This is a genomic window from Ralstonia mannitolilytica (assembly GCF_905397375.1).
Lineage (GTDB): Bacteria > Pseudomonadota > Gammaproteobacteria > Burkholderiales > Burkholderiaceae > Ralstonia > Ralstonia mannitolilytica.
This window is the reverse complement of record NZ_CAJPVG010000011.1, coordinates 145,808-155,225: the sequence shown is the minus strand read 5'-3', so window position 1 is coordinate 155,225 and position 9,418 is coordinate 145,808. Positions and strand designations below refer to the sequence as shown.

The 9,418-nt window shown below is 61.5% G+C and carries 13 protein-coding genes, 2 tRNA genes and 1 pseudogene; 13 read left to right on the top strand and 3 right to left on the bottom strand.

What is annotated here, in order from left to right; translation table 11 throughout:
* On the bottom strand, nucleotides 1-602 hold a 602-nt coding region (locus KHN96_RS18890), incomplete at its 3' end, for a c-type cytochrome (RefSeq protein WP_211888730.1).
* A 378-nt stretch (nucleotides 603-980) separates the two neighbouring features.
* On the opposite strand from KHN96_RS18890, the gene KHN96_RS18885 reads away from it, so the two are divergent.
* Nucleotides 981-1,056: transfer RNA gene (locus KHN96_RS18885), tRNA-Arg, on the top strand.
* Between the two features lie 175 nt (nucleotides 1,057-1,231).
* Here KHN96_RS18885 and KHN96_RS22840 read toward each other — a convergent pair.
* Nucleotides 1,232-1,357, bottom strand: a pseudogene (locus KHN96_RS22840) (helix-turn-helix domain-containing protein); the annotation flags it as partial.
* A gap of 148 nt (nucleotides 1,358-1,505) precedes the next feature.
* Between KHN96_RS22840 and KHN96_RS18875 the strand changes: the two are divergent.
* The 5 genes from KHN96_RS18875 to KHN96_RS18855 all read left to right on the top strand — a co-directional run bounded on the left by KHN96_RS18875 (nucleotide 1,506) and on the right by KHN96_RS18855 (nucleotide 3,927).
* Nucleotides 1,506-1,715: a hypothetical protein gene (locus tag KHN96_RS18875; protein ID WP_147282537.1), complete on the top strand. Its 210-nt coding sequence runs from the start codon at nucleotides 1,506-1,508 to the stop codon at nucleotides 1,713-1,715.
* A 506-nt stretch (nucleotides 1,716-2,221) separates the two neighbouring features.
* On the top strand, nucleotides 2,222-3,112 hold the full coding sequence (locus tag KHN96_RS18870) for a replication initiation factor domain-containing protein (RefSeq protein WP_181817648.1): 891 nt from the start codon (nucleotides 2,222-2,224) through the stop codon (nucleotides 3,110-3,112).
* Entirely contained in the window at nucleotides 3,109-3,402 is a 294-nt protein-coding gene (locus KHN96_RS18865; RefSeq protein WP_147282538.1) for a hypothetical protein, read from the top strand. Before KHN96_RS18870 ends, KHN96_RS18865 begins: the two co-directional genes overlap by 4 nt.
* Nucleotides 3,395-3,631, top strand: a complete 237-nt coding sequence (locus KHN96_RS18860; protein ID WP_147284180.1) for a hypothetical protein — start codon at nucleotides 3,395-3,397, stop codon at nucleotides 3,629-3,631. The genes KHN96_RS18865 and KHN96_RS18860 overlap by 8 nt, the downstream gene beginning before the upstream one ends.
* Before the next feature lie 56 nt (nucleotides 3,632-3,687).
* Nucleotides 3,688-3,927 (top strand): hypothetical protein, encoded by a 240-nt coding sequence (locus KHN96_RS18855; RefSeq protein ID WP_115044114.1) that lies wholly within the window; start codon nucleotides 3,688-3,690, stop codon nucleotides 3,925-3,927.
* Nucleotides 3,928-3,959: 32 nt separating this feature from the next.
* Here KHN96_RS18855 and KHN96_RS18850 read toward each other — a convergent pair whose 3' ends face one another.
* Complete coding sequence (locus tag KHN96_RS18850; protein ID WP_147282539.1) at nucleotides 3,960-4,280, bottom strand: hypothetical protein; 321 nt, start codon at nucleotides 4,278-4,280, stop codon at nucleotides 3,960-3,962.
* Between KHN96_RS18850 and KHN96_RS18845 the strand changes: the two genes are divergently transcribed.
* The 7 genes from KHN96_RS18845 to KHN96_RS18815 all read left to right on the top strand — a co-directional run bounded on the left by KHN96_RS18845 (nucleotide 4,279) and on the right by KHN96_RS18815 (nucleotide 9,416).
* Nucleotides 4,279-5,607, top strand: a complete 1,329-nt coding sequence (locus tag KHN96_RS18845) for a hypothetical protein (RefSeq protein WP_147282540.1) — start codon at nucleotides 4,279-4,281, stop codon at nucleotides 5,605-5,607. The two genes, KHN96_RS18850 and KHN96_RS18845, sit on opposite strands and share 2 nt — an antisense overlap.
* A 9-nt stretch (nucleotides 5,608-5,616) precedes the next feature.
* Nucleotides 5,617-5,961 (top strand): DUF2523 family protein, encoded by a 345-nt coding sequence (locus KHN96_RS18840; protein ID WP_115044118.1) that lies wholly within the window; start codon nucleotides 5,617-5,619, stop codon nucleotides 5,959-5,961.
* Between the two features lie 3 nt (nucleotides 5,962-5,964).
* Nucleotides 5,965-6,150: a hypothetical protein gene (locus KHN96_RS18835; protein WP_115044120.1), complete on the top strand. Its 186-nt coding sequence runs from the start codon at nucleotides 5,965-5,967 to the stop codon at nucleotides 6,148-6,150.
* Nucleotides 6,122-7,411 carry a zonular occludens toxin domain-containing protein gene (locus KHN96_RS18830; protein ID WP_181817649.1) on the top strand — a complete coding sequence of 430 codons (1,290 nt, stop codon included), beginning with the start codon at nucleotides 6,122-6,124 and terminating at the stop codon, nucleotides 7,409-7,411. Before KHN96_RS18835 ends, KHN96_RS18830 begins: the two co-directional genes overlap by 29 nt.
* A 513-nt stretch (nucleotides 7,412-7,924) precedes the next feature.
* On the top strand, nucleotides 7,925-8,779 hold the full coding sequence (locus KHN96_RS18825) for a tyrosine-type recombinase/integrase (RefSeq protein WP_115044125.1): 855 nt from the start codon (nucleotides 7,925-7,927) through the stop codon (nucleotides 8,777-8,779).
* Nucleotides 8,751-8,845: transfer RNA gene (locus KHN96_RS18820), tRNA-Ser, on the top strand. The genes KHN96_RS18825 and KHN96_RS18820 overlap by 29 nt, the downstream gene beginning before the upstream one ends.
* A gap of 256 nt (nucleotides 8,846-9,101) precedes the next feature.
* Nucleotides 9,102-9,416 carry a high-potential iron-sulfur protein gene (locus KHN96_RS18815; RefSeq protein ID WP_045785113.1) on the top strand — a complete coding sequence of 105 codons (315 nt, stop codon included), beginning with the start codon at nucleotides 9,102-9,104 and terminating at the stop codon, nucleotides 9,414-9,416.
* Nucleotides 9,417-9,418: the final 2 nt, after the last annotated feature.

The following is a 9,418-nucleotide window of genomic DNA, read 5'->3' as shown; positions in this document are numbered from 1 at the left end:
GCTGCAGCGGCAGCGGGGGCAGCGGCCGGAGCCGGAGCCGAAGCAGAAGCCTGCGGCGCCGAGGCGCCCGCAGGCGCTGCTGCCGCGCCGGCCGGTGCGGGCGGCTCCTGCAGCTTGCCGCCAGCCGAGTTGGCCATGTAGACAATGGCGCGTTCGATTTCGTAATCGCTCACGTCATCCGGCGACGTGCCGCCACGCGCGGGCATACCGCCCTTGCCGGCCAGCGCCACCTTGGTCAGGCCCTCCAGCCCTTGCGACAGGCGCGGGCCCCAGCTGGCCGCATCGCCAAACTTGGGCGCCCCGGCCACACCGGCCGCGTGGCAGGTCGCGCAGACTTCCTTGTAGAGCTGCTCGCCGGTCTTGTAGACGCGCGGCGCGTTCGGGTCTTTCAGTTCGAGGTGCGCCACGGGCTTGATGCGGTCGTTCACGGCCTCTTCCGACATGCCGGAACTGCCGGCGCCTTCCTTGACGCCCAGGCCGACATAGTTGGCCAGCAGGATGATGACGAGGATGGGAACGGCAAACGCGGCGATCACCGTGATGATCAGCTGCTTCGGGGTCTTGATCAGAGGCTCGTGTTCGTCGTGCTGCGCGTCGGACATGCTCAACTCTCAGGATGGTGGAACCGCTCTGGAGCCCCCGGGGGCGCCACCGGCATGAAGCACGGGCATCGCCGGCAGTGCGTGGGGCCGCGTAAGGTCGCGATGGAGGCAGGAAGACCACGCGATGCCGCCGCATTGGCCCGAACAGACCTGTCCCCGCATTTCTTCTGTCAAATAACGGGCGATTATATCCGTATTGTTTCGGCGTTTGACACGCGGGAGAGCCCTAAGCAGCGCTTTTTGGCCGGCGTCAAACAGGCCGCGAAACGCGACCGCAGCATGCGGCATGCCACGCGATTTCGCGGGCGGGCGATGGACGCTTGCCGCCAAATGCGCTATCCTGCGGGGCTTCTCTTTCGGCGCGTTCTGCGCCGATGTGCGCCCGTAGCTCAATGGATAGAGTACTGCCCTCCGAAGGCAGGGGTTGCTGGTTCGATCCCAGCCGGGCGCGCCACCGATTTTCCGCTCGTCGCCATTGCAGCGACGCCAACAGCGAGGACGGCCACGGCGGTGCTATGTGCCATCCTCGTCGAAAAAAGCTCCCACAGTGATTTCTGCCCTGCCCGCTCCGCGCGGTCCAGGTCTGCGGCCATGATGACCGGTAGCGGGTCTTGCATGTCCAGCAGTTGCGCGATTTTCAGGCACGTCTCGTTCTCGACTGTGCGCGTCCCCGACCGCCATTGACTGACGGTGTTGGGCTTCACGTCCAGCAGTTCCGCCAGTTGCCTGTCGGTCTTCAGGCCTTGCGACGCCATCACTGCGTCTAGGTATTTGGCGATCTTCATCAGGCCCTCCTCAAAAATTGCTTGCAAAGTTCTCGATACGTGAACTATTCTCGCTGCGAGAACTTCACGGAACGTGATTTTCCAGAACTATAGCCGGTAAACCGGAAGGGGGTAAACGATGGCAATGCGAGTCAGCGAAGGTGTGCCCTTCGCGCAAGGCTGCGACGTCTACATCGTCGCGGGTCGTCACCATCACCAACGCGCGCGCGTGGTGGCCCTTCATCAGCACATCCCCACTCATCTGGAAGTCCGGTTCTTCGCGCCCAACGGCGAGTTGTCAAAGAGCCGCGATCTGATCCGCCGTGACGACTGCAAGCGAGTTGGCTGATATGGCGAATCACGTCTACGAAGCGCATGAGCGTTGCTCTAATCCGGGCGTTTGTCCCATCTGCGATGGCGGTCTGTCGGTGTGCACCGTATGCGGTGGCATTGAGGGCAGCCTGACAACCGAGTGTCCAGGCGTGCGTATGTCAGCGGATGAGCAGGACCGCGTTTATGCCGGCCTGCTCGATTTTCAGGGTGGTGAGTGGGTTCGCGTTGGTGAGGGCGGCTTGTGATGCTCCTCCGCTTCCTCGCCTTCTTCTCGGTCCGCGCCGCTCGGCGTCTGGATCGTCGTCGTTTCGCGCGCAAGTACGTCGTGGCTGTCACGACCAAGCGTGTTGCCGATCGTTTTCAACGCATTAAGGGGCTGCGATGAACCACCGCGCTGCGCCGTCCCCCCGGTCTGTAACACGGGGGGAAAGTACCACTCCCCTCAAACCGTTCGATGGTGTGAAGACCTCTATCGATTGGGTTCACGCAACGTGGCACCTCAAGACTGGCGACATCGGTGCCATGTACACCGATCCGCAGATGGTGCGCGATTCGATTTTCGATGACGTTGAACGCTTCAAGTTTGAAGACGGCAAGGGCATCTTCGGCTTCCAGCACAGCAGCAACGTCCTCACGCTTGTGCATGGCGAGTGGGAGCGCATCGGCATTGTTGCGTGGGGCGGGAAGGGTAAGCAGGCCGACATGGGCTTCCTGCAAATCACGGGCGTAGGCTGCGCCGCGCTCGGCCTCAACGAGAGCATGAGCGTGCGTCGCCGGCTGCGTCACGTGTTGGAACTGGCCGAGGCCAAGCTGACGCGCCTGGACATCGCCTTCGATACCGAGGAGATCGACATTCTGCAGGCGGTCGAGGCCTACAAGCAGGGCGAGTTCATCACGAACGGGCTGCCGCCTTCGTTCTGTCAGCACGGCGATTGGGAAATCCATCGGGGCGACGGTCGGACGCTGTACATCGGCAAGATGGAAAACGGCAAATGCTGCTGCATCTACGAGAAGGGCAAGCAGCTTGGCGACAAGCTTTCTGAGTGGCTTCGTATTGAGCAGCGGTGGGGCAACCGTGATCGCGTCATCCCGCTGGATGCGCTGGTCGATACCGATACGGCTTTTGCGGGGGCGTCTCCGTTCTGCGCGCGTCTCGTGCAGACCGTTGGCGTGCGATTTCGCACGTTTCAGCAGACCGCCGCGATGGTGGCGGAGAAGGCAGTCGAGCATGCGACGCGCAACGTTGGGCGGCTGGTCAACGTCTTGGCAGATGCGTTTTCTGCGGAATTCATCGTGAACATGCTACGGCGCAAGGGCGCGCCGAAGCGTCTTGTGCCGTGGCTCGCGGAAGGGCACGGCTTTTATCCGGACCGGTTTTTCGGTCACAACATTGTCAGTGAGGTCATGCCATGAGCACTCAAATCGAAGCACTTAAGAGTCTGCAACTGAATCAAGCGGTGCTTGCCGGGAAGATCATCGAGGTCAACGCGTTGGAACAGGGCGGCTATGCGACCGTGATCGCGCAGCCTGCCCGCGATGAATACCACTCGCCGGGCCGCGTGAACGTCATCAGTGCGCGCCGTCTCGGCAACAAGGACGACGTTGTTCGCGTGCTGGTCGAGTGTGGCGGCTACGGCCAGCGCGTGAACGGCGCCAAGGGCCAGTGGATGAAGACCATCAACACGTATCGCGCTGTTGAGTGACGCCATGGGCCGCCTGCGACTGTTGCTCGTTGTGCTCGCGTGCGTGTCGCTGCCCGCGCTCGCGCAGAGCACTGGTGACACGTGCTGCACCGCTGAGCAGTTCGCGGTGATTGGCATCGATGGGCCGACGATCTTTCAGTGGTGGTCGTGGGGCTTTGGCGTCGTAACTGGCTGCTGGTGGGTCGGCCTCGGCGTAGGCGTCATCGTGCAGGCCATCAGGAAGGCTTAGGGCATGAGCCCAGCCGCGCCGGGCGGTTTCCCGGCATTTCAGAAAGGGAGTTTCACATGTTCAAGAACCGTATCAATGCTGTTCGCAAGCTGGGCGCCGCGACCGTGGGCGCTGCTGCTGGTGTCGCCGCTACGTCGGCGCATGCCGCTGGCAACACCGCGTTTGACACCATCAGCGCAGCCGTCGATTTTTCGACGGTGGGCACGTGGGTGGGTGTGATCGGCGTTGCCATCATCGGCATCGTGATGGCCTTCAAGGCTATCGACCTCGGCAAGCGCGGCGTGAAGAAGGCGTAAGCCATGGTCACGGGTGCGCTGGTGGCGCTGTTCTACGGGCTGGTCGCGATGATTGGCGCCATCAGCGCGCTCGTTTTTATCTGGGCAATCGGGAGGGTTTTGTGATCGCGCGTTTGCTGATGGGTACTGCTCGCTTTGCTGGCGGCGTAGCGCTCTGGATCGTCAAGCGTGTTGCGTTCTCCGTCGCCGTGGTGCTTGTCGTGGGGATGATGGGCAGGTGTGCGCATGCTGCGCTTGTCGTCGTTTGAGGGGGCTTCGATGCGTGCGTGGAAGTACGTTGTCCTGCTTATCTCGTTGGTGGCCTGTCTGTGGTCTTTATCGGCCAGCGCAGCCGTGTATGGCGGCGGTTCCATGGGCGCAACTTCGTGGGCCTATGAACGGATGATGAACAACATCGTTCGTACGGTTCCGGGCGGCGTGATGGTGGGCGGTGATGGTGTTGCGCGCATCGGCTACGCGGGCAAGCAGATCGGTACGGTTGCAATGACGGAAGCTTCTGTCATCGGATTGGGTGACATTGCTGCCGTTGTTGCTCGCTCGGTGAACCCGGCCATCATTGCGCTCACGGTTGGGATGTTCGCGGCTGAAATGGCTTACAAGCGTTGCAATGACAGCGCTACGGGGTGGTGTAAGCGCGCCCCGGTTAATGCTAATCAAGGTGATAGCGGCTTCAATGGCTATCAGTTTTGCTTTTCGGGTGGAACCGGTGTGGAGGCGTGTGGCGACAGCCCTGACGCAGCTTGCGCGGCAGTAATTCGTGGTGCCGGGTTGAACTATGTTGGGCTGCATCCCTCGGATAGCCCTACTTATTACTGGTGCAAGTATCGGCTCCCCGATGGCACGCTGTTTGATGCCTCTTCTGGGGTCATTCAGGTGGCTAGATGTGTCAAGGGCTACACGGTGCAGGGCGGTCAGTGTAAGCCTGACCCGCAAGCGCCGGAGAACTGGCTGCCTGCGAGCTATCCGGATATTGCTGCTGCATGGAATCGTTCTGCGGCCATGAACCCTGACGGCATACCGGACTTCTGGAGACAGATGACGCCGGAAGAGCAGGCGCAGGCCTCTGCGAATGCGCAAGCGCAGCCGACGAAGATCAACGGCTCGGATACGGTGTCAGACCCTGCCGTGGAGACGAGCACGCAGACAAAGACCAAGCCTGACGGTACTACCGAGGAGTGCAAGACAACCAAGTCGGTTACGGTACAGGCCCGTCCCAACACCGGTGACGGCGCGAAGGACTCGCCGCTGAACTACAAGACCACGACAGCGACGACTACCGTCTGCCCTGACGGCACGACTACCACGACTACCGATCAGGACACGGGTAACACCGGCAGTGGCGGCGGCGGCAAAAAGGAAGACCCTAAGCCCGATCCAGTCACGGATACGCCGCTTGGCGATTTGCCGAAGCTGTATGAGGCGAAGTATCCCGACGGCATCGTGGGCGTTTGGAAGGCCAGCAAGCCAAACGTCCAGACGACGCCGTTCTTTCAGGCGATTGCATCGATGTTTCCGAGCTTCGGCGGCGGAACGTGTCCCGCGTTCTCGCTCAATCTGAACGTGATGCCGCACGGCATGTTCGGCGTGCGCACGATTGATGTGTCGTGCTCTGTGTTTCAGGTCGTAGGGTTAATCATGCTCGCGACGGCTGCATTTACTGCTCGCAAAATCCTGTTCTGAGGGGCTTCTATGGGTGCTGCAATCTCGGCGTTGATTGCGAAGCTGGTTGCCATCGTTGCGTGGTTCGGCAAGCTCGCTGTGGCGATTTTCGCAGCGGGTTGGCTCATCATGACCGACCTGTTTTGTTGGGCATTCGAGGGCTTGCTTGCTGTGCTGCAGGTCGTGCTTGAGGGCTTGCCGGGTCCGCAGGCGTTTCAAGGCCTCAACCCTGCGCAGTACATCGCGGGCATGCCGCCTGAGTTGGTCAACATGCTTGGGCTCATTCGGTTGGGCGAGGCGTTGGCGATCATCCTCGCCGCCATTGGTATCAAGCTGGTGTTGCAGGTCATTCCTTTCACACGTCTCGGGAGTTGATCGATGGATCGTTCTGAACTGATCGAGCGGCTTGAGCAGTTGGCGTTTGATTACGCCTCCGAGCAGCATTACTACCAAGAGAAGGCCGACGAGGCCGAAGAGAAGTACAACATCGTTTCGGACCGTGTGCAGGCGCTGTTGGCTGCCGATGGGTCCGACGATGACGACGACGAGGCCGAGTGTGATTAACCTCTTGTTGGGCGCGCCGGGCGGTGGCAAGTCGTACGAGGCCGTCGCTTATCACATCCTTCCGGCGCTGAGCGCTGGCCGCAAGGTCATCACCAATCTGCCGCTCGTGCTGGATGCGTTTCCGCCAGAGCAGCGTCTGTTGCTTGAGATCGTGACAACCAGCAAGGGCAGGCCAGCGCCGGTGCGTGCATCTGCGGCAGGTTTCCTCGCGTCGTTGCGCGGCATCGAGGAGGAGGGCGATGCTCCCGCAGTCGTGCGGCCGTTCGCGGCTGTGGAGGACTACGGTGACCCGTGGCGTCACCCTGAGACCGGCTCCGGTCCGCTGTACGTCATTGATGAGTGTCACTTCGCCTTGCCGCGCACCGGGACGCGGCGCGAGGTCGCGGAATGGTTTTCGATGCATCGTCACGAGCACGCCGATGTGTTGCTCATCACGCAGTCGTACGGGAAGGTCTGCAAGGACATCATCGACCTCGTGCAGGTGTGCTATCGCGTGCGCAAGGCTGTGGCGTTCGGCACCAACAATGCGTATATCCGCAAGGTTCAGGACGGCGTACGCGGTGATGTGGTGAACACCAGCATCCGCAAATACGACAAGAAGTTCTACAAGTTCTATCGCAGCCATACGAAGAGCAGTCAGGCCGGGCAGGAACTCGCTGCCACCGACATTGTTCCGTTCTGGCGTCGCTGGCCGGTGATCGGTTTCGGGGTCTGCATGGTGGTGCTGGCGATCCTGCTCACGCAGGTTAAGGGCAATCCGATGGACGGTAACGCCAACGCGGCGCGCATCCGCGAGAAGATGGCCAAGGGCGAGCCCTACACCGTCACTAAGACAACAACGTCGCCTGTCGTCGCCAGTGCGCCCGCAGCCGTGCCGGCGTCAGCCGTGGCGACTGGCGCGCGCAAGGATGAGCACGCCGAAGGCGCCACGGCTGACGCCGGCGCGCAATCTCAGGCGCAGCATCCGTTTGCAGGCATGGGCATTCACGTCGCTGGATGGGCGAGCAATGGCACGAAGGGCGAGCGGTATGTGTTCCAGCTATCGCAGAACGGCGTGCCAGTGTCCACGATCTACGGTGACGAGTTCGAGCGTGCGGGCTATAAGGTCACCGCGATTGCGCCGTGTGCGGCCAAGATCGACTACGGCGACGATGTGCACTTCTTCGCGCGTTGCGATCTGCCCCGGCAGACGATGAATCCGGGCGGCGCCGTCGATGGCAAGCCCGTAACAGACGGTGCCGGGCCTTCTTCAAGCGTCTAGCGTCGGGAGTGCCTGCGCCCTTGCCGAAGCCGCTAGGGGGCCCCTTTGGGGACATGGTTAGGGTAGGGGTGCTCCGGGCCGTTATCGCGCGTCTCAGCGCGTCTGGCGAGGCCGAGCAGCGGGTATGACCCGGAGCGTTAGAAAAGGGTTGTGCGGATCTGAACACCCCATTTTCTGCAAGCCAGGTTTTCAGCGTCCGATGTACCGGATTGCCATGAGGATCATCATCAACATCCACCCCAGCGCGATGAGCTTCACGGTCCAATGCCAGTTGGCGCCCGGTAGGTCTCCGGGCCTGTTGCCATCAGCATCCTGGCTGCTTTGCCGGAACGGCGCGTCTCTGCTGTCTGGTGCCTTGGAGCGCCGAAAACCCGCACTTTCTCGGTAGTGCATTCGACGGCGAAGCTCCTCGATGTACCAGTCCCGATCTTGTATTCCCATCGCCCTCCCCTGTCATTGCTCTGTTGATGGCAGCGGTAAACTACACCAAAGAAAATGTAGCAGGCGGGGATTATGACGTTTGAGGATGTCATTGGCATCTATATGTCGTCGGTCGCGCATCGCAGTCGCCAGCGCGATTTTTATTCGCTTCAACGATTGCAACCCCACTTTGGCGGGATGCCGATTGTCGATTTAAAGCGCGCGCACGTGCGGGCCTATGTACAGCGCCGCACGGTGGATGGCGTGAAGCCCGCCACGGTCAATCGCGAGTTAAAGCTGTTATCCGCTGCGATCAACTATGTCCGCATCGAGCATGATCGTCCTGAGTTGCCAAATCCGGCGCAGCGCCTCGGAATTGGTGAGGGCGAAGGCCGCGTGCGCTGGATCACGATCAGCGAGGCTTCTGCATTATGTGAGGCTGCCGAACGGCACGCGCGGCGCCCTCATTTGGCCGCATTTATCCGCTTGGCCCTGAATACGGGTTGCCGAAAATCAGAGTTAATTAAACTGGAATGGGCGCGCGTCATTTTCGAGCGGCGGCTGTTGCTGCTTGGAGCAGATCATACGAAGTCGGCACGTAGACGTTCGGTGCCACTTAACGATGCTGCTATCGATGCGTTGCGCGAGTTGCTGGCGTGGCGTAACAGGCATGCCCCAGGTAACCCGTGGGTCTTCGCTACGAAGGCCGGCAAGCGCATTACGACGTTTCAGAAGGGATTTGCTGCGGCGGTGCAGCGGGCGGGTATCGTGGATTTTCGCATCCACGATATGCGGCATACCTGCGCTAGTTGGCTTGTGATGGCAGGTACGCCGCTGGAGGTGGTTAGAGACCTGCTAGGGCACTCTTCGGTGACGGTGACAGAGCGGTACGCACACCTTGCGCCAGAACAGTTGCACGGCGCCGTGCAGCGGCTACTGCCCTTCTGAGGCGTCGGATAGAGTACTGCCCTCCGAAGGCAGGGGTTGCTGGTTCGATCCCAGCCGGGCGCGCCAAGTGTTCCATCCCGGCTCCCTCCTGTTTGCTGATCCGGCCATGCACGGCCGCCGCTTGCGCCGAAGTGAGCGATTGCTGCACACAGGTATGCGGAACATTGACCCTACGCAGATGCCGCAGGCTGGGAGCTGTGCCAGAATGCACGAGCGGAAAAACGGCGCGCCGACGCCGTCCGCTGTCCCCTGGGGCGAGCCGGTGCGGCGCACGGGCCCGGCAAGGGACGCCACACAACACACTCCCACAAAAGGAATCAGCATGTCCAATCGTCGTCAATTCCTGAAGAGCATCCCCATTGTGGCCGCCGCCGGCGCCGTCGGCATGTCGATCTCGGACCTGGCCAAGGCTGCGCCGCTGGTTGCCGAGAGCGACCCGCAGTCCAAGGCGCTCGGCTATGTGGCCGACACCACCAAGGCTGACAAGGCCAAGTATCCGAAGCACACGCCGGATCAGCACTGCGGCAACTGCGCTTTGTACCAGGGCGGCACGGCCGCACAAGGCGGCTGCCCGCTGTTTGCCGGCAAGGACGTCGCCAACAAGGGCTGGTGCAGCGCCTGGGCGAAGAAGGCTTGAGC

Excerpts from the sequence above, each read along its gene's own strand:
- KHN96_RS18875 (WP_147282537.1), top strand. The coding sequence starts at position 1,506 with ATGGCAATGCGAGTCAGCGAAGGTGTGCCCTTCGCGCAAGGCTGCGAC.
- KHN96_RS18870 (WP_181817648.1), top strand. The coding sequence starts at position 2,222 with ATGTACACCGATCCGCAGATGGTGCGCGATTCGATTTTCGATGACGTT.
- KHN96_RS18865 (WP_147282538.1), top strand. The coding sequence starts at position 3,109 with ATGAGCACTCAAATCGAAGCACTTAAGAGTCTGCAACTGAATCAAGCG.
- KHN96_RS18855 (WP_115044114.1), top strand. The coding sequence starts at position 3,688 with ATGTTCAAGAACCGTATCAATGCTGTTCGCAAGCTGGGCGCCGCGACC.
- KHN96_RS18845 (WP_147282540.1), top strand. The coding sequence starts at position 4,279 with ATGGGCGCAACTTCGTGGGCCTATGAACGGATGATGAACAACATCGTT.
- KHN96_RS18850 (WP_147282539.1), bottom strand. The coding sequence starts at position 4,280 with ATGGAACCGCCGCCATACACGGCTGCGCTGGCCGATAAAGACCACAGA.
- KHN96_RS18840 (WP_115044118.1), top strand. The coding sequence starts at position 5,617 with ATGGGTGCTGCAATCTCGGCGTTGATTGCGAAGCTGGTTGCCATCGTT.
- KHN96_RS18835 (WP_115044120.1), top strand. The coding sequence starts at position 5,965 with ATGGATCGTTCTGAACTGATCGAGCGGCTTGAGCAGTTGGCGTTTGAT.
- KHN96_RS18830 (WP_181817649.1), top strand. The coding sequence starts at position 6,122 with ATGACGACGACGAGGCCGAGTGTGATTAACCTCTTGTTGGGCGCGCCG.
- KHN96_RS18825 (WP_115044125.1), top strand. The coding sequence starts at position 7,925 with ATGACGTTTGAGGATGTCATTGGCATCTATATGTCGTCGGTCGCGCAT.
- KHN96_RS18815 (WP_045785113.1), top strand. The coding sequence starts at position 9,102 with ATGTCCAATCGTCGTCAATTCCTGAAGAGCATCCCCATTGTGGCCGCC.